Here is a 17003-nt window from a genome sequence, read left to right as displayed (position 1 = left end):
GCCCCGCTCCATCCCATTCAGGAACCCCTGTGTCCTACGCCCCAGAAACCCGGCGCCGCCGCACCTTTGCCATCATTTCCCACCCCGATGCGGGTAAGACCACGCTGACCGAAAAGCTGCTGCTGTTCTCGGGCGCGATCCAGATCGCTGGCGCCGTGAAGGGCCGCAAGGCCAGCCGCCACGCCACGTCAGACTGGATGGAAATTGAAAAGCAGCGCGGCATCTCGGTGGCCTCGTCGGTCATGCAGATGCTCTACCGGGAGCATGTCATCAACCTGCTGGATACGCCCGGCCACAAGGACTTCTCGGAAGACACCTACCGCGTGCTCACCGCCGTCGATTCGGCGCTGATGGTGATCGACGCTGCCAACGGTGTGGAAGCGCAGACGCGCCGCCTGATCGAAGTCTGCCGCCAGCGCGACACGCCCATCATTACCTTCGTCAACAAGATGGACCGCGAAGTACGCGACCCGCTGGACATCATGGACGAAGTGGAGCGCGAGCTGGGCATGCCCTGCTGCCCCATGACCTGGCCCGTAGGCCAAGGCAAGGCCTTCGGCGGCATCATCAACCTGCGCACCAAGACCATGACGGTGTTCGAGTCCGGCAGCGAACGCCGCCCGCAGGACTTTGAATCCATACCTCTGTCGGATGAAACCACACTGCGCGCGCGCTTCGGCGCCGAGTTTGACGCCGCGCTGGAGAGCATGGAGCTGGCCGTGGGCGCTTCCCCCGCCTGGGACCACGAGGCCTTCCTGGCCGGCAAGCTGACCCCCGTGTTCTTTGGCTCCGGCGTGAACAACTTCGGGGTGATGGAGGTGCTGGACGCACTGGTGGACATGGCACCGCCACCCGGCCCGCGCGTGAGCACGCTCGAAGTCAACAAACAGCCCGTGGTCAAGACCATCCAGCCCGAAGACGAAGGCTTTGCTGGCGTGGTGTTCAAGGTGCAAGCCAACATGGACGCCAACCACCGCGACCGCATCGCCTTCGTGCGCGTGGCGAGCGGCAAGTACACGCCGGGTATGAAGCTCAAGGTGCAGCGCACCGCCAAGGAACTGCGTCCCACCTCGGTCGTGACCTTCATGTCCCAGCGCCGTGAGGCCGTCGAAGAAGCTTATGCAGGCGACATCATCGGTTTCACCACGCACGGCGGCGTGCAGCTGGGCGACACCATCACCGACGGCGCCAGCCTGCAGTTCACCGGCCTGCCGTTCTTCGCACCCGAGATGTTCATGACCGTCGTGCTCAAGAACCCGCTGCGCACCAAGCAGCTCCAGCAGGGCCTGGCCCAATTGGGCGAGGAAGGCGCGATCCAGGTCTTCAAGCCCGATGCCGGCGGCAACATGCTGCTGGGCGCCGTGGGCCAGCTGCAGTTCGAAGTGGTGCAGCACCGCCTGAAGGCCGAGTACGACGCCGATGTGCGGCTGGAGGGCTGCCAGTACACGGGAGCGCGCTGGATCACAGCGGACAACGCCGCCGACCTGCGCGCGTTCACCGACGCCTACCCGCTGCGGCTGGCGCACGATGCGGCCGACACACTGGCGTACCTTTGCACCTCGCCCTACGACGTGCGGCTGGCGCAGGAGCGGTTTCCGAAGATCCACTTCCATCCTCTGCGGGAGCATGCGGGGTTGGCTTTGCAGGGAGCCTAGTCCGCACAAGGCAAAACATTCTTGTGCACTCAGCCCCTCGGATTTTCCTCATGCAGAAATGAATCACCCAGCCTTCGACCATGGAACAGCCACTCCTGAAGCCTCGTCCTTCCTCGCTGACGATCATCTGCCCGATGAAAAACGAGGCTGGAAATCTCGCTGCATTTTTTACGCGACTGGTTCCCGTTCTGGAGTCCGTTGCGGACACTTACGAAATCCTATGCATCAACGACGGCAGCAGCGATGACACCCTGCCGCAATTGCTGCTGGCAAGGGAGCACAATCCTCACATTCGCATCGCCGATCTGTCACGAAACTTCGGCAAGGAGGCGGCCCTCACCTGCGGCATAGAGCTGGCCAGGGGCGACGTCGTCATCCCGATGGATGCCGACCTCCAACACCCGCCCGAAGTGATCCCGGACATGGTGCGCCACTGGCGCGAGGGCTTCGAGGTAGTCCTGGCGAAACGGCAAAGCCGCGAGGAGGAACACTGGGCGCGGCGCACAACCGCCGGATGGTTTTACCGCCTGCAGAACAAGATTTCCGAAGTCGATATTCCCGCCGATGTCGGCGATTTCCGACTCATGGACCGCAAAGTCATCGAAGCCCTGAAAAGACTGCCGGAACGCCGCCGCTTCATGAAGGGTCTGTTCGCGTGGGCGGGTTTTCGGCAAACGATGGTCACTTTTGTCTGCGAGCCCCGGTTTGCCGGCGCGAGCAATTTCTCAGGGTGGCGTTTGTGGAATTTTGCGCTGGAAGGTATCACCTCCTTCTCCACGGTCCCGCTTCGCATCTGGACCTACATCGGCTCCACCATTGCGGCCTTCGCCCTGGTTTATGCCATCTTTCTGTTGCTCAAAACCTTGATCTTCGGGCGCGACGTGCCTGGCTACGCTTCGCTGATCACATCCGTTCTCTTTCTCGGCGGGCTCCAGCTCGCCGGGCTGGGCGTGCTTGGCGAATACATCGGCCGCATCTATGGGGAAGTGAAGCAGCGACCCATCTACATTGTTCGCGAACTTTATGACTTTCCGGATCGCACCTGATTCCCTATCGAGCAAGATTGCCAAGTTCTCTGGCATCGGTGTCATCAATACGTTGATCCATACGGCCATCGTTGTGCTGTTTGTGGAGCGCCTAGGCGCTCACCCCTCCCTGGCTAACGCCATAGCATTCATGGCCGCCAACATCTTTTCCTATTGGGCCAACCGCCGATGGAATTTCAAGACGGCGGCGTCGCTAGGGCAATACGGGCGCTTTCTCCTCGTGTCCCTGGCCGGGCTGGCCATCACCGTGCTGGTCAGCGGGCTGGCTGCCTGGGCGGGCTGGCATTACCTGGTGGGGCTCGGGATGGTTTTTGTCGCACTGCCGGCGCTCACGTTCCTCCTGCATTGGCGATGGACGTTCAAGCACTGACGACCGGCCGCCTCGCACTGCGCGAAAAGATCGACCGCCACCCCGGGGTCGAGTATCTCAGCGTGACGCTGCTTCTGTCAGTGATCACCCTGCTTGCACACGGCCAGTCACTCCAGGGTTTTTGGCGCTGGGATGACGGCGCGCACCTGAGTTACGCGGCCCAATATGCGCCCTGGCAATATTTCTTCGAGCCCCTCGTTGCACAAGGGCACTCCAGCGCCAACGTGGCGCCATGGAACCTGCTGTTCTACGATATCAATCTGAGCTTGTTCGGCATGGCCCCGGCTGGCCACTACGCACATTTGCTGTTCGTGATGGCGCTGGGTTCAGTGCTGTTCTACGCCGTGTTGCGGCAGTGGCTGGCGCCCCTGCCTGCACTGGTCGGTGCCGTCGCACTGCTGCTTGGCAAGCCCACAGCCCACATTGCAGCGGGCCTGATGCATGGGCACTATGCGACCGGCTTTCTGTTCGCCATGCTGTCGATCCTGGGCTGGACCCGGCATCTGCAGGGCGGGCGCGAATATTGGCTGGGGCTATCCACCCTTGCCTACCTGCTAGCGACCGCGTGCAAAGAAGTCTACGTACCCCTGGTCATTCTCTTGCCCTTCCTGCCCGTGGGCGGGCTGCGGCAACGGATGCACGCACTGATCCCGTTCGTGCTGATTGCGCTCGCCTATGTGGGATGGCGCTATCTGCTGCTGGGGCGTCTCATGGGGGGCTACAGCCAGGGGATTTTTGAGGCCAGCGAGGCCTTGCGCCAGCTGCTCAAGGTTCCCAAGCTGCTCCTGGGCTCCAAGCCCCCAGGCAACCTTCTTGCACTCGCATTCTTTGGCCTGCTGTGTCTCGCTGCCGTGAAACGGCGGTTGAACAGCCCCATGCTCCTCGTATCCTTTGGCATCGTCTTGTTGCCGCTGGTACCACTCACAGCCTTTCCAGGCATCCACAGCCCGGACCGCTACCTGTTTGTGCCATGGATTGCGTTCTCGGCCTGTCTGGCAGCCGTCTGGCCCCAGGGGCTGCGCCCCATGGCTGCAACGCTCGCCAGCGGGGTGCTCGTTGCTGCCCTGGCGGGCGTGCATGCGCAGGAGAAACAGGTGCTGGGGCCCAATCTGGCCTATTGGGACACGCTGTACCGTTTTGCGCTGTCACTGGACAAAGCACGGCAGGGCATCTTCGTCGCCCCAGAATTCGGTGGCACCGATGAGGGATACAAGCGCTTTGTGCTGACCCGGGCCAGACAAACCGCCGACCTCTTTGTGCCAAATCCTCAGCCGGGCGACCTGCGGGTCGTGGACGAGAAGAGCCCGAGCGCGGACTCCATCGCCTTGGATACCTTGCAGTTTTTCGAATTCAGTGGCGGCCACATGGTCCCCATGTCCACCGACAAACTCGCGGAGAAATGGCACAACCCAACGCGCATGCAACCGGCCCAAAGCCCTCGCTGACAACGGATCTCCTTCCGTTCACCCGGAGGGGTGAGCCCAAGCACCAAGCCGCCATGACATCCGCCAACACCCAACCCGCCACACCATGCCTTCTTGCCCCCCCTTGTTGCCACTGAGTGCCTGGATTCCACCGGCCAATCTCGCAGGTCTGTTCACCGACATCGACGACACCCTGACCACCGAGGGCGCCATCACGCCCGACGCACTGCAGGCGCTGGCTGACCTGAAGGCGGCGGGCCTGGTGGTCATTCCCATCACCGGGCGGCCGATTGGCTGGTGCGAGCCTTTCATGGCGGGGCCTGCCAGTTCGACCTGGCCTGTCGATGCCATGGTGGCAGAGAACGGTGCCGTGGCATTTACCCGCAGCTCTGGCGCTCAACCAACGCTGGTCAAGCGCTACCAGCAAGACGCCGCCACGCGCAATGCCAACCAGGCGCGCATGCGTGAGATCGCCGCCCAGGTCGCGGCGGAAGTGCCAGGCGTCGCCCTCAGCCGCGACAGCGCCGGGCGTGAGACGGACCTGGCATTTGACTACGCCGAGTTCGACCGGCACCCGCCCGAGACCGTGCAGCAGGTGCTGGACTTACTGCAGCGCGAAGGCATGCAGACCACGGTGAGCAGCATCCACATCCATGGCTGCTTTGGGGACTTCAACAAATGGCAGGGTGCCAACTGGATCGTGCGCGAGCTGCTGGGCCGCGACCTGGTGCAGGAGCTGGACCGCTGGGTGTTTGTGGGCGACTCGGGCAATGACCAGGCGATGTTCCAGCACTTCACCCACAGCGTGGGCGTGGCCAACATCGCGCGGTTTGCGCCGCAGCTCAAGCACCTTCCACGCTATGTGACGCAGGGCGAACGGGGCGCGGGGTTTGCCGAAGTGGCGCGGGCGATCCTGGCGGGCCGCTGACTGTCAGCGAAGCAAGCGCAGCAGGCAACAGGACGCAGTCGCCACAGCCCCTGGCTGATCGACGCAACGGGGTCAGCGCTCCCGGGACGGCACAGTGCACGCAAGACCTCCAGGAAGCAGTTTTGACTGAAAACGCTCGCTTGCGCTAGTGGAATATGCCGTAATAGCTATTATTTCAATAGCATTGCCATCAAGCCTTGAGGAAGATATCGGTATCCGGCGCAAAACACGCATGCAGCGGCAGCAGCGCTCCGCCCAGCGCACGGGCGTCCGAGCCCATGGTGCCCAGCTCCAGACGGGGCGGCTGGTGCAGGCCTTCCCAGTTGTAGTCGGCCAGCGCGTGGCGGGCGCTCTCGCACAGGGCCTGCAGCAGCTCGGGGGCGGCGGCACCATCGACCACCACGGCGTCCAGATCCAAAAACGCGGTGGCCGAGACGATGCAGTGCGCCAAGCCCGCAGCCGCGCGTGCGATCCAGCCCCGGCTGTGTTCCAGCCACGGGACCTGCAGCACACGCTTGTCGTAGGCGGCCATGGGGTCGAGGCCATGTTCGCGAAAGCGCTGCTCCAGCTCCCACAGCGATGCCTGGCTGATGAGCTGCGCGGGGGCCTGGCCCGGCTGGGCGGGTGACAGCGGCAGCGAAGCCACCGCACCCGCGTTGCCATGCAGACCGCGATGCAGGTGCGAATTGATGACCAGCCCGCCGCCCACAAAGGTGTCCATGAACAGGTACAAAAAGCTCGGGATGTCGCGCCCGCGCCCCTGCAGCAGCTCGGCCACGCAGGCGGCGGAGGTGTCCTTGGCAAAGCTCACGGGCAGCTCGGTCATCTGCTGCACCTGCTCGGCCAGGTCGATGTTGTTCCAGGCTTCGGACTGGGCCTCGGTGAGCCCCAGCATGCGGTGCCAGCCGCCGAGCTGGAACGGCGCGGCCACGCCCACGCCCACCACGCGCGAGCGCAGCGGACCCAGGCCGTCGAGCAGCTGGTTCAGGTGCGTGCGGATGGCGGGCAACAGCACGTCGATGTCAGGGAAGGCGTAGTCGAGCACGATGCGCTCGCGCACATGGCCGGTGAAGTCCACCAGCAGCCAGTCGGCGCTGCGGCGGCCGATCTTGATGCCGATGGCAAAGGCGCCGTCGGGGTTCAGGCCAATGGGCACCGAAGGCTGGCCCACGCGGCCGCGCACGGGGGCTTCGCGGCGCAGCAGCTGGTCTTCGTCGAGCCGCGCGGTGATGAGGCCGATGGTCTGCGCCGTGAGGCCGGTGACCCGCGCCATCTCGGCCTTGGCCAGGCTGCCGTGGGTGCGCAGGGCCTGCAGCACCACACGTTCGTTGAACTGGCGCAGCCCCACATGGTTGGAGCCGCGCTGGCGCAGCAGCGCGGGGCTGGCGGCAGTGTTGTCAACGGCGGGTAGGGATGCGTCGGCGTCCAGCATGGTGATGAAACGATCAGGCGTTCAGAGTGTCGCCGATGACGCCCTTGCGCAGCAGGAAGTTGCCCCAGGGCTGCAGCTCGCCCGTCACAACGATGGCATAGGCCTTTTTGACGCGTTCGTAGAACGCAAAACGCTCCACGCCCTCGGCCTGCTCGCTGGCCACGCCCTCGCGCGCCAGTACGTCCATGGTTTCGCGCTGCAGGGCTGAGCGGTACGGCACCTCGGTGCCACCCACCTGCATGTAGGCCACGGGGTGCGGCACATCCTGCGCCAGGGGCAGCACACTGGCCACCGCTTGCACGGCACGCGCCATGCCAATGCCGGGCAGGCGCAGCACGGGCTTGCCCGCGCCCAGGCTCATGGCGGTGAAGTTGGCGTCGGCCAGCACGATGGCGTCGTCATGGCCCATCTCGGCCAGCACCTTGAGCAGGTCGGGGGTCAGCAGGGGGTCGATATTTTTCAGCATGTTTCAGGCAAGGCATTCAGCGGGCAGGTCGGAGGCCGCCATGGCACCGGTCATCACGGCTACGGTGTCGCTCATGCTGATCTTCTTGGGGTTGACGACGGCAGCGCGCTTGCCCAGGCGGGCGATGTGGATGCGGTCGGCAATCTCGAACACATGGGGCATGTTGTGGCTGATGAGAATCACAGGCAGGCCCTTGTCACGCACGCGGCGGATCAGCTCCAGCACCATGTTGCCCTCCTTCACGCCGAGGGCGGCAGTGGGCTCGTCCATGATGACGACATGGCGCGCAAACGCTGCCGCGCGCGCCACGGCCACGCACTGGCGCTGGCCGCCCGAGAGTGTCTCCACCGCCTGCGTCATGGAGCGGATGCCGACCTTCAGCTCGGCCATGCGGGCCACGCTTTCTTCCAGCATCTTCTTCTTGTCGAGCATGCGCAGCGCGCTGCCCAGCAGTCCGGGGCGGCGCAGTTCACGGCCGAGGAACAGGTTCTCGGCAATGGTCATGGCCGGGGCCACGGCCAGGTCCTGGTACACGGTTTCGATGCCCGCGCGGCGCGCGTCGATGGGGCTTTTGAACTGGATGCGCTGGCCGTCGAGCAGGATCTCGCCTTCGTCGGGCACGGTGGCGCCCGACAGCGCCTTGATGAGGCTCGACTTGCCCGCGCCGTTGTCGCCGATCACGGCCAGGATCTCCCCGGCGCGCAGCTCAAAGTCGGCGCCGTCGAGTGCAGTAACTTGGCCGTAGCGCTTGACCAGGCCCTTGGCCTGCATGACCAGCGGCGCGTTCGTTGTGTGTGTGGAGTTGGTCATGATCAACGCACTCCTTTGCGCGAGAGTTGGTCGGTGGCCACGGCCAGGATCACGAGGATGCCGGTCACCAGGATCTGGTACACCGACGACACGCCCATGAGCGTGAGCCCATTGCGGAACACGCCCACAATCAGCGCCCCCACCAGCGTGCCCAAAATCATGCCGCGCCCGCCAAACAGGCTGGTGCCGCCTAGCACCACGGCGCTGATGGCGTCGAGGTTTTCGGTTTGGCCCGCGTTCGGGTCGCCCGCGCCGGTACGGGCCACCGACAGCACCGACGCGATGCCATAGAACAGTCCCGCCAGCACATACACGCCCAGCAGCACCTTGTCGGTGGCAATGCCAGTGAGGCGCGTGGCCTCGGGGCTGTTGCCCACGGCGTAGACATGGCGGCCCGGCGCGGTCTCGCGCAGCGCAAACCAGGTGACGAGGTACAGGGCCAGCATGAGCACCGCGCCCCAGACGATGGCGGTCTGCCCCAGCTGGAAGGTGTTGCCCAGCGCAGTCATGCCAGCGGGGATGTCGGTGATGGTCTGCGCGCCCGAGTACAGCTGCGTGGCGGCAAACGCGATGTTGAGCGTGCCCAGCGTCACGATGAAGGGCGGCAGCTTGATCTTGGTGACGAGCAGGCCGTTGATCAACCCGAACAGCATGGTCACCGCCATGCCGCAGGCAATCGCCACGGGGGCCGAAAGGCCGTAGTCCGCCGCCATCTTGGTCATCACGATGCCGCCCAGCGCCATCACCATGCCACACGACAAATCGATGCCCGCGGTGAGGATCACCAGCGTCTGGCCAATGGCGATGACCGCCACCACCATGACCTGCTGCAGGATCAGCGCGAAGTTCTGCGCCGACAGAAAACGTTCGCTCTGCGTGGCAAAAAAGGCGCACGCCAGGATCAGCGCAATGAACGGCCCCAGCGTGGCCAGCGGCGGTAATTTGGAAGCGGTCGAGGACATGGCGGCTCCGTGCGGGTGGAAAAGGGGGCGCTCAGAAAAAGCAGTTGTCGGTTGGGAGCCGATCGCAAAACTCAGCGAAGCGGTTCTGGCTAGGCGCTGCGTCGCAGGCAGTACGGTAGTACGACAAGACGCAGCAACGACGCCAGAAGAGTTTTGAGAACGGCTCTTACTTGGCGCCCCAGCACAGGTCGGTGCCGGTCTTCACATCCTTGCTGTCCACACCCGCCATGGGCTTGGCAGCGATCAGCGTCACACCGGTGTCGGTGTAGCCACTCACCTTCTTGCCGGTCTTGGCGTATTCCACGCCTGCCGCCACACCCATGGCGGCCATGCGCAGCGGGTACTGCTGGCTGGTGGCGGCGATCACGCCCTTGCCCACGTCGGCAATGCCTGCGCAGCCGCCGTCCACCGAGACGATGAGCACGTTCTTCTCCTTGCCTGCGGCCTTGAGCGCGTTGTAGGCACCGGCTGCGGCGGGCTCGTTGATGGTGTAGACGATGTTGATGTCAGGGTTCTTCTGCAGGCAGTTTTCCATACCGGTCTGGCCCTTGGCGCGGTCACCAAAGCTGTCGGCCATGCAGACCACTTCGGCGGGGCGCGAGAGTTCATTGCTCTTGGCATCGTTCGCCTGCAAGCCAAAGCCTTTCAGGAAGCCGTTGTGCCGCTGCGCGCCCACCGGGTGTCCGGGGAACAGGTCCAGCGTGGCAATCACAGGTTTCTTGCCCGCAGCAGCGGCCTTGGCGTACTGGCCGATCAGCTCGCCCGCCTTGTAGTTGTCGGTGGCAAACAGCGCGTCGGTCGCATCCATGGGCTCGGTGGGACTGTCGAGCGCAATCACCATCACGCCGCGCGCCTGCGCCTTCTTGATCGCGGGCACGATGGCCTTGGCGTCGCTGGGGGTGATGAGGATGGTCTTGGCACCGGCGGCGATCAGGTTCTCCATGGCCGTGACCTGGCCCGCGTTGTCGCCATCGGTCTTGCCTGCGGCCGACACCAGCTTGGCACCCAGCTTCTTGGCCTCTGCCGTGGCGCCCTCTTTCATCTTCACGAAGAAGGGGTTGGTCTCGGTCTTGGTGATGAGGCCGATGACGGGTTCGGACGTCTGTGCCTGGGCCAGGCCACAGGCCAGGGCGCCGGTGAGGGCAAGGGCAGAAAGCGCGAAGGCGGGGGTGCGTTGCATGGTGTTGTCTCCGGGTGTTGGGATGGCAGATTCCTGTCGGCCCCGTGCTGCGCGGCTGGCAGGTGAACCACTCTTGTCGGGTGGATGGGATCGAACTATAGTGGCCGACAAGTTAATAAATCAAGTGGATTTACTTATGGTTTTCCCTATCCAGTCCGCCGACTCCAGGCCCGCCCACACCGCACCGCCGCTGCGGGTGGCCACGGCGGGCGAGGCCTTGTTTGACCTCATCGAAGAGCCCGATGGCCGCCTCAAGCCCTGCGCGGGCGGCGCGGTGTACAACCTCACGCGCGCGCTGGGTTTGCAAGGGGTGGGCACGCTGTACCTCAACCCGCTGTCGGGCGACCTGCTGGGGCAACAACTGGCACGCGGCCTGCACAACGCGGGCGTGGCCCTGGCATCCCCCACGCCGGTGCGTGCGCCCAGCGCGCTGGCGCTGGCCGCACTGGATGCCGAGGGCAAGGCCAGCTACAGCTTCTACCGCGACGGCGTGGCCGACCGCCAGGTGACGGCCGCCGCGCTGACGGCTGCTTGCGCCGCATTGCCTGAGCTGCAAGTGGTGGCCACGGGCTGCCTGGCGCTGGTGGCACAAGATGCCGCCATCTACCAGCCCTGGCTGGCAGCGCAGCGCGCAGCCGGCCGCATGGTGGTGGTCGATGCCAACCTGCGCCTGTCGGCCGTGGACGATGCGGAGGCCTACCGCGCCAATGTGATGGCCGCCCTGCAGCACGCCCACCTCATCAAGGTGAGCGACGATGACCTGGACGCGCTGGCTGTTCCGGGTGCCAACGCATTGGAGCGCGCCCACTATTTGCAGCAGCAAACACAGGCCCAATGGCTCGCCCTGACCCTGGGGCCGGAAGGTGCCTGGCTGCTGCAGCGAGACGGCTTGGCCGTGCATGCGCGCGAGGAGGCTCCGATCACTGTGGTGGACACGGTGGGCGCGGGCGACTGTTTTCTGGCGGGTTTGATCACCGCCTGGCTGGCAGGGCCTGAGTGGGGCGAAGAAGCGCTGACCTTGCGCCCGGGTGGCCTGACGGCGCCGGTTGCGGAGGCCCGGCTGCGCGCCGTGCTGCACCATGCGCTGGCCAGCGCCAGCCACTGCGTGGAGCGGGCGGGCTGCACGCCGCCCCGCTACGAAGAGGTGCAAGAGCGGCTGGCGTTGCGGCGCTCAGCGACCGCAGCCGGCCAATAACACTTACTCGGCGGGTTTGGCGGCCGGCTTGCGGGCCCGGCTGCGTGGACGGGGAGCGGCCACCTTGGTGGGATCCGCGTCTTGTGCCTCAGCGGCTGGTGCGTCGGCCACAGAAGCCGATGCCTCGGCAGCTGTAGCACCGCCCGCATCCGCCACGGCACGCGCGCCACGCGCTCGGGGCGCAGCAGCAGCCTTGGGGGCGCTGGCAGCTGGCTTGGCACCGCCTCCACTGCGGGCACGGCTGCGGCGAGGGGCTGCAGGCTCGGCACCATCGTTCTCAGCAGGTATCTGCGCTGCCGGGGCCTCGGAGCCATCCAACGCTTCGGTGCGCGCATCCTGCTCAGGGCTGCTGTCGATCACCCGCTCCAATGGCCCGGCCTCGTGGGCCACCGGCTGGCTGAAATAGCGGCTGGCCGGGCGCTCTGACGGCACATCCGCCTGCTCGGACGCCAGTGGCTCCTGGTTCGAGTCATGGCGCGGCTCGCTGCGCTGCGTGGAGCGAGTGTCTGGGCGGTCTGCGCCCTCACCGCGACGCCCCCGGCTGCGGCCCGGCGCGCCCTGCCCTTCGCCACTGTCAGAACGCAAATCGGGTGCCGTCGCCACCGCATGAAAGTCGTGCCGCGTGGCGCCGCCCTGGCTGGCTCGCTCACCGGCGCCTTCAGGCCGCGCGGACGCGGCGGCGGCCGTCGGCCCACCGTGGCTGCGGAACACATAGGCTCCCGATTTTTCATCGCGCCCAAACTCCAGCAGGCCGCGCGCCTGCGCTTCTTCGAGCAGGTTGCCAAAGGTGCGGAAGCCATACCGGCCTTCGCTGAAATCGGGCTTGCGACGCTTGATGGCCTCCTTGAGCACCGAGGCCCAGATCTTGCCGGTGTCGCCGCGCTCGGACAGCAGGGCTTCAAACGTTTCGGCCGCCAGCTCCACGCCCTGGGTGCGGCGTGCGTCCTGGCTTTCCTTGCGGTTGCGCTCCTCCTCGGGGCTGCGACGGGGCGCGGGTGCCGGATTGCTGCCCGGGCTCTGGCGGCGGGCCTGGGCGCGCTGGTTTTCGCGCACCAGGTCGTCGTAGAAGATGAATTCGTCGCAGTTGGCAATCAGCAGATCGGACGTGGACTGCTTCACGCCCACGCCGATCACCTGCTTGTTGTTCTCGCGCAGCTTAGACACCAGCGGCGAGAAGTCCGAGTCGCCGCTGATGATGACGAAGGTGTTGACGTGCGACTTGGTGTAGCAGAGGTCCAGCGCATCCACCACCAGGCGGATGTCGGCCGAGTTTTTGCCCGACTGGCGCACATGGGGGATCTCGATCAGCTCGAAATTCGCCTCGTGCATGGTGGCCTTGAAGCCCTTGTAGCGCTCCCAGTCGCAATAGGCCTTCTTGACCACGATGGAGCCCTTGAGCAGCAGGCGCTCCAGGATGGGCTTGATGTCGAACTTTTCGTACTGCGCATCGCGCACGCCCAGGGCGACGTTTTCAAAGTCGCAAAACAGGGCCATGCTGATGCTGTCGGAGGGGGATGCCATATCGTGTGTGAGTTCCGTTCAATGCTGCGGATCATCACACGGAACGCATTGCGCCCTCCGAAGGGAGTGGCCTCAGGTGGGTTTGGCCAAGCCCAGTTTCTCCACCAGCGCCTTCTCGCGCGTGAACGTGTCCTGCGCAAACTTCTTGTACGCCGACGTACTCATGTACATCGGCACCATGTCGTAGCGGGCCAGTGCGGTCTTGTAGCTCTCCTGCTCCATCGCCTGCTTGAAAGCATCGTGCAGGCGCTTGACCACCGCATCGGGTGTGCCCTTGGGGGCGCCAATGCCAAAGGGCGAGTTCTGCACCAGGTTCAGGCCCAGCTCCTTGAGCGTGGGTGCATCGGGGAACTTAGCCAGGCGCTCGGCGCCCCAGGTGTTGAGCACGCGCAGCTTGCCAGCCTCGACCTGCGGTGCAAAGCCCGTGGAGTCGGCCGCCGCCATGATCTGCCCGCCCAGGATGGATTGCATCAGGTCGGCACTGCCCTTGTAGGGCACGTGCAGCAGCTCCAGGCCCAGCTGCTGGGCGATGAGTTCCATCGTCAGGTGCGGGCTGGTCATGGTGCCGGTGGAGCCGTAGCTCAGTTTGCCGGGGTTGGCCTTGGCCCAGGCCACGAAGTGCGTCCAGGTCTTGAGCGGGGAGTCGGCAGGCACCACCAGGCCAAACGCGTAGCCGGTGACGTTGAGCACGTAGCTGATGTCCTTGACCGGGTCCCAGTTGATCTTGGTGGTGTAGGGCAGGCGGAACACGCCCAGCGGAATCTGCGCCACCGTGTAGCCATCGGCGGGAGACGTTTGCAGCTGCTGTGCGGGCAAGGTGCCGCCGGCTCCGGGCTTGTTCTCCACGATCACGGGCTGGCCCAGGATCTTGCTGGCGTTGTCGGCCAGCGACCGCATGGTGATGTCGGTGGGGCCTCCGGCCGGAAAGGCGATGACCAGCTTGATGGGCTTGCTGGGAAAGCTCTGGGCCTGCGCCAGGAATGCGGGGGCGGCGAGGCTGGCGGCTCCCCATTGGATGATCTGGCGACGTTGCATGGCGAGGCTCCTGAAAATGCAAAAACAAAGACTTCACCATTGGACTGCAGGCCGCGCTGCGAGGGCATGCGGAAACCCCCTAGCCGCTGTCGCCCAGGCGCCAGCGCGCAGCCCTTGCGCTGGTGCACCGCCAGGGCCGCATCACGCCTTGTAGGTGGACAACAAGATGCTGGTTTCGGTGTTGCCAATGCCGGGCGTGAGGCGAATGCGGCCCAGGGCCGCGTCAAACGCCTCCAGGCTCTCGGCACGCACCTCGGCCACGATGTCCCAACGGCCATTGGTGGTGTGCAGCGTCCCCACCGTGGGCTCGCCGCGCAGCGCCCGGATGACGGCGGGGGCGGCATTGCCTTCGACCGCAATGCTCATCCATGCACGGATGCGCTGCGGCTCGGAATCAGGGCGCAGGCGCACGGTGTAGCCGGTGATGACGCCGCTCTCCTCCATCTTGTGCAGGCGGTTCTGCACGGTGCCGCGCGATACGCGCAGCTTTTGCGCCAACGTGGCCACAGGGGTGCGCGCGTCGGCGCGCAAGATGCTGATGATTTCGCGGTCGGTGTCGTCGAGCTTGGTCATAGTGGGCTTCAGAACTGGCAGAACGGCAATTTATCAGCCATTTTGACCAGTTATGAGGCTAGAGGATAGCAGGGGCTGCCAAGAAAATTCTGGGACTTCTTCGCTCTTCTTTCACACCCAGCCCCGCCATGCACGTCTCAGTACAAGCCCCCAGCGCCGTTGTGATGGTGCGCCCGCACCGCTTTCACCCCAACCCCGAAACCGCCGCCGACAACGCCTTTCAGGTACGCACCGCGCAGCTGGCGGCCCGTGACACCTCGCGCCGCGCGTTTGCCGAGGTCACTGCTGCGGCAGAGCGCCTGGAGGGCGCAGGGGTGCGCGTGCACCTGTTCGACGACCCCGGCGAGCACGACACGCCCGACGCAGTGTTCCCCAACAACTGGTTCTCCACCCACGCGGGCGGCCATGTGGCGATCTACCCCATGTACGCCAGGAGCCGGCGGCGAGAGCGGCGCAGCGATGTCATCGCGTTGCTCAAGGCCGAGTACCGCGTGCAGGACGTGATCGACTACTCGGGACTGGAGGCCGATGGCATGTTTCTGGAGGGCACCGGTGCGATGGTCCTGGACCACATCGGCCGCATTGCCTACACCGCGCAATCGAACCGCGCCGACCCCGTGGCTCTGGAGCGCTTTTGCACGCACTTCAACTACGAGCCCATGGTCTTTGCCACGGCCGACGACGAGGGCCAGCCCTGCTACCACACCAACGTGATGCTCTGCATCGGCACCGCGTTTGCGCTGGGTGGCTTTCACATGATCACCGACCCTGCTCGCCGTGCAGCCGTGTGCGAGCGCCTGCGCGAAACGGGCCGCGAGGTCATCGCCCTGAGCCCCCACCAGATCAGGGAATTTGCCGGCAACGCGCTGGAGCTCTCGGGCGCCCAGGGCCGGGTGCTGGCGCTGTCGGCGCGCGCCGCTGCCAGCCTCACACCGGCGCAGCGTGCCACCATCGAGCAAAGCGCCCGCTTGCTGCCGTTGGACGTGCCAACCATCGAACTGGCGGGTGGATCGGTGCGCTGCATGCTGGCGGGCGTGCACCTGGCTCGGCGCAGTGCGGGGGGCTGAAATTTCAGTCCAATTCACTGCTTGCGCTAGTCAAACACGCCCGAATAGCTATTGAATTTATAGCGGATTACTTCAGCTGGTTGCCTGGTGGCGGGCCCTGCACGTCCAGCCGCGCATCACAACCCACGCCCGATGCGATCCAGCGCCGCGCCAGCGCCGACATGGCGCGCACTGCCCAGGGGTGGGTGAGCCCCGTCACCCCGGCCGGATCGGCCACCATGCCGCACCAGTAGCGCTGGTCCACATCGCTCCAGCGCAGGGCTACGCAGGCGCCACGGCGGCGGCGCGAGACCAGTACACCCAGCGGACAGGGTTCAGCCAGGCAACACAGACCACAGCCATTGCAGGGCGCACCCTCGGCCGGCTTGGCAGGTGCTTCGGGGTGCAGCCACACCACGGTGGTTGGGTGAGGGGGTGGTACGGGCATGGACGATGGGTAGCGTGCAGCGCGGCCACAGCGCCGCAAGCACACCGATGCATTGTGCCGCCAGCAAACCGCTGCGCGCACCGGGATCGCAGGTGCACAGGTTCGCCCAGCCCTGCGCCGCAACCCGAGGGAGAGCGGTGTGCACCCGCCGCGCGCACGCCCCCAAAAAAAAGCCCCTGCCGCTATCGCAGCTGGGGCTGAACCGGCCGAAGGGACCGGGGAGGGAGACAAGCAATCAGATCTTGAACCGCGTCTCAGAGGCGCAAAACACGGACTCAACAGCCCGAAGGACGGTTGGGGCGCATGGGCACGATGCCGCTGACGCGCAGCGTGGCGCCAGATCCGTCCGACGCCGTCAGCGTCTTGCCGCTGAAGCGCACCTGGTCGCTTTCGCGGACCACGGCAGTGTCGGTGGGTTCGCCGCTGCCGTATTCCTTGCCATCGAACGTCAGGAACACCTGGTGCAGGCTGGTGGCGTCGGGGCGGTAACGGATATCGCCAAAGGCCGTGGCCGATGAACCCACCTTGTTGGCGCCATCGAACCGGAAGGTGCACAGCTCCGGCACCGAACCGACAGGGTTCTTCTTGTCCACATCGGTGAGGTTGAGAGCGCCGTTGCCATACACGCCATTCAGGCCATCGATGGTGGCGTTGCTGACTGTCAGCACACCGGGCTCGTTGCTGGGAGATGGGTCGTCGTCATTGCCACCGCCGCAGGCCACCAGCAACACGGAGGTGGCCGCCAGAGCGGTACAGGTCTTGAGGAATTTGAATGCGTTCATGGTGATGGGCGTCCTTGAAATGTGGATGGAAGGTGGGGAGCCGATCCCCTGCAATCCATCGTAGGAAGCCCATCCCATGCAGCGCGTGCGCCATGTTCTGCGCAGTGCGTAGGACAGAGGCCGACAGGGC

General features: G+C 65.3%; 17 protein-coding genes. 7 read left to right on the top strand and 10 right to left on the bottom strand.

What is annotated here, in order from left to right; translation table 11 throughout:
- Nucleotides 1-29: 29 nt before the first annotated feature.
- From ATF69_RS01845 to ATF69_RS01825, 5 genes are all read left to right on the top strand, one after another.
- Nucleotides 30-1655 (top strand): peptide chain release factor 3, encoded by a 1626-nt coding sequence (locus tag ATF69_RS01845; protein WP_146869738.1) that lies wholly within the window; start codon nt 30-32, stop codon nt 1653-1655.
- An 80-nt stretch (nt 1656-1735) separates the two neighbouring features.
- Complete coding sequence (locus ATF69_RS01840) at nt 1736-2701, top strand: glycosyltransferase family 2 protein (protein WP_208758681.1); 966 nt, start codon at nt 1736-1738, stop codon at nt 2699-2701.
- Complete coding sequence (locus ATF69_RS23465; RefSeq protein WP_056743831.1) at nt 2679-3071, top strand: GtrA family protein; 393 nt, start codon at nt 2679-2681, stop codon at nt 3069-3071. The genes ATF69_RS01840 and ATF69_RS23465 overlap by 23 nt, the downstream gene beginning before the upstream one ends.
- Nucleotides 3053-4516 carry a hypothetical protein gene (locus tag ATF69_RS01830; RefSeq protein WP_146869737.1) on the top strand — a complete coding sequence of 488 codons (1464 nt, stop codon included), beginning with the start codon at nt 3053-3055 and terminating at the stop codon, nt 4514-4516. Before ATF69_RS23465 ends, ATF69_RS01830 begins: the two co-directional genes overlap by 19 nt.
- A gap of 85 nt (nt 4517-4601) precedes the next feature.
- Nucleotides 4602-5423 (top strand): HAD family hydrolase, encoded by an 822-nt coding sequence (locus ATF69_RS01825; protein ID WP_146869736.1) that lies wholly within the window; start codon nt 4602-4604, stop codon nt 5421-5423.
- 190 nt (nt 5424-5613) lie between these two features.
- Here ATF69_RS01825 and ATF69_RS01820 read toward each other — a convergent pair whose 3' ends face one another.
- The 5 genes from ATF69_RS01820 to ATF69_RS01800 form a co-directional block, all read right to left on the bottom strand.
- On the bottom strand, nt 5614-6855 hold the full coding sequence (locus tag ATF69_RS01820; protein ID WP_146869735.1) for an ROK family transcriptional regulator: 1242 nt from the start codon (nt 6853-6855) through the stop codon (nt 5614-5616).
- Nucleotides 6856-6868: 13 nt separating this feature from the next.
- Nucleotides 6869-7321: an RbsD/FucU family protein gene (locus ATF69_RS01815; RefSeq protein ID WP_057270393.1), complete on the bottom strand. Its 453-nt coding sequence runs from the start codon at nt 7319-7321 to the stop codon at nt 6869-6871.
- Between the two features lie 3 nt (nt 7322-7324).
- A complete protein-coding gene (locus ATF69_RS01810) occupies nt 7325-8131 on the bottom strand; it encodes an ATP-binding cassette domain-containing protein (protein WP_057225962.1) in 807 nt (268 codons plus the stop codon).
- A gap of 2 nt (nt 8132-8133) precedes the next feature.
- Nucleotides 8134-9093, bottom strand: coding sequence for an ABC transporter permease (locus tag ATF69_RS01805; protein ID WP_057270395.1), 960 nt, complete (start codon nt 9091-9093; stop codon nt 8134-8136).
- Between the two features lie 166 nt (nt 9094-9259).
- A complete protein-coding gene (locus ATF69_RS01800) occupies nt 9260-10273 on the bottom strand; it encodes a sugar ABC transporter substrate-binding protein (RefSeq protein ID WP_056638934.1) in 1014 nt (337 codons plus the stop codon).
- A gap of 136 nt (nt 10274-10409) precedes the next feature.
- Between ATF69_RS01800 and ATF69_RS01795 the strand changes: the two genes are divergently transcribed.
- Complete coding sequence (locus ATF69_RS01795; protein ID WP_146869734.1) at nt 10410-11468, top strand: PfkB family carbohydrate kinase; 1059 nt, start codon at nt 10410-10412, stop codon at nt 11466-11468.
- Nucleotides 11469-11471: 3 nt separating this feature from the next.
- Here the strand turns inward: ATF69_RS01795 and ATF69_RS01790 are convergent, their stop codons facing one another.
- The 3 genes from ATF69_RS01790 to ATF69_RS01780 all read right to left on the bottom strand — a co-directional run bounded on the left by ATF69_RS01790 (nt 11472) and on the right by ATF69_RS01780 (nt 14597).
- A complete protein-coding gene (locus ATF69_RS01790) occupies nt 11472-12989 on the bottom strand; it encodes an NYN domain-containing protein (protein WP_146869733.1) in 1518 nt (505 codons plus the stop codon).
- 72 nt (nt 12990-13061) lie between these two features.
- On the bottom strand, nt 13062-14024 hold the full coding sequence (locus ATF69_RS01785; RefSeq protein WP_108498456.1) for a Bug family tripartite tricarboxylate transporter substrate binding protein: 963 nt from the start codon (nt 14022-14024) through the stop codon (nt 13062-13064).
- A 141-nt stretch (nt 14025-14165) separates the two neighbouring features.
- Nucleotides 14166-14597 carry an Lrp/AsnC family transcriptional regulator gene (locus ATF69_RS01780; protein ID WP_056057905.1) on the bottom strand — a complete coding sequence of 144 codons (432 nt, stop codon included), beginning with the start codon at nt 14595-14597 and terminating at the stop codon, nt 14166-14168.
- Nucleotides 14598-14725: 128 nt separating this feature from the next.
- On the opposite strand from ATF69_RS01780, the gene ctlX reads away from it, so the two are divergent.
- Nucleotides 14726-15664 (top strand): citrulline utilization hydrolase CtlX, encoded by a 939-nt coding sequence (gene ctlX / locus ATF69_RS01775; RefSeq protein WP_146869732.1) that lies wholly within the window; start codon nt 14726-14728, stop codon nt 15662-15664.
- Nucleotides 15665-15731: 67 nt separating this feature from the next.
- Here the strand turns inward: ctlX and ATF69_RS01770 are convergent, their stop codons facing one another.
- Entirely contained in the window at nt 15732-16091 is a 360-nt protein-coding gene (locus tag ATF69_RS01770; protein ID WP_108498454.1) for a hypothetical protein, read from the bottom strand.
- Nucleotides 16092-16366: 275 nt separating this feature from the next.
- A complete protein-coding gene (locus ATF69_RS01765) occupies nt 16367-16873 on the bottom strand; it encodes a hypothetical protein (protein ID WP_121941067.1) in 507 nt (168 codons plus the stop codon).
- Between the last annotated feature and the right edge of the window lie 130 nt (nt 16874-17003).

It is taken from the genome of Acidovorax delafieldii, assembly GCF_007993815.1.
Classification (GTDB): Bacteria; Pseudomonadota; Gammaproteobacteria; order Burkholderiales; family Burkholderiaceae_C; genus Acidovorax; species Acidovorax delafieldii.
The sequence above is the reverse complement of the archived record's forward strand: the minus strand, read 5'-3'. Positions and strand labels throughout refer to the sequence as shown.

What these genes read in the sequence shown, in the direction of transcription:
- ATF69_RS01830 (WP_146869737.1), top strand. Translation starts at nt 3,053, where the DNA reads ATGGACGTTCAAGCACTGACGACCGGCCGCCTCGCACTGCGCGAAAAG.
- ATF69_RS01800 (WP_056638934.1), bottom strand. Translation starts at nt 10,273, where the DNA reads ATGCAACGCACCCCCGCCTTCGCGCTTTCTGCCCTTGCCCTCACCGGC.
- ATF69_RS23465 (WP_056743831.1), top strand. Translation starts at nt 2,679, where the DNA reads ATGACTTTCCGGATCGCACCTGATTCCCTATCGAGCAAGATTGCCAAG.
- ATF69_RS01810 (WP_057225962.1), bottom strand. Translation starts at nt 8,131, where the DNA reads ATGACCAACTCCACACACACAACGAACGCGCCGCTGGTCATGCAGGCC.
- ATF69_RS01825 (WP_146869736.1), top strand. Translation starts at nt 4,602, where the DNA reads ATGCCTTCTTGCCCCCCCTTGTTGCCACTGAGTGCCTGGATTCCACCG.
- ATF69_RS01790 (WP_146869733.1), bottom strand. Translation starts at nt 12,989, where the DNA reads ATGGCATCCCCCTCCGACAGCATCAGCATGGCCCTGTTTTGCGACTTT.
- ATF69_RS01765 (WP_121941067.1), bottom strand. Translation starts at nt 16,873, where the DNA reads ATGAACGCATTCAAATTCCTCAAGACCTGTACCGCTCTGGCGGCCACC.
- ATF69_RS01805 (WP_057270395.1), bottom strand. Translation starts at nt 9,093, where the DNA reads ATGTCCTCGACCGCTTCCAAATTACCGCCGCTGGCCACGCTGGGGCCG.
- ATF69_RS01815 (WP_057270393.1), bottom strand. Translation starts at nt 7,321, where the DNA reads ATGCTGAAAAATATCGACCCCCTGCTGACCCCCGACCTGCTCAAGGTG.
- ATF69_RS01780 (WP_056057905.1), bottom strand. Translation starts at nt 14,597, where the DNA reads ATGACCAAGCTCGACGACACCGACCGCGAAATCATCAGCATCTTGCGC.
- ATF69_RS01795 (WP_146869734.1), top strand. Translation starts at nt 10,410, where the DNA reads ATGGTTTTCCCTATCCAGTCCGCCGACTCCAGGCCCGCCCACACCGCA.
- ctlX (WP_146869732.1), top strand. Translation starts at nt 14,726, where the DNA reads ATGCACGTCTCAGTACAAGCCCCCAGCGCCGTTGTGATGGTGCGCCCG.
- ATF69_RS01785 (WP_108498456.1), bottom strand. Translation starts at nt 14,024, where the DNA reads ATGCAACGTCGCCAGATCATCCAATGGGGAGCCGCCAGCCTCGCCGCC.
- ATF69_RS01770 (WP_108498454.1), bottom strand. Translation starts at nt 16,091, where the DNA reads ATGCCCGTACCACCCCCTCACCCAACCACCGTGGTGTGGCTGCACCCC.
- ATF69_RS01840 (WP_208758681.1), top strand. Translation starts at nt 1,736, where the DNA reads ATGGAACAGCCACTCCTGAAGCCTCGTCCTTCCTCGCTGACGATCATC.
- ATF69_RS01820 (WP_146869735.1), bottom strand. Translation starts at nt 6,855, where the DNA reads ATGCTGGACGCCGACGCATCCCTACCCGCCGTTGACAACACTGCCGCC.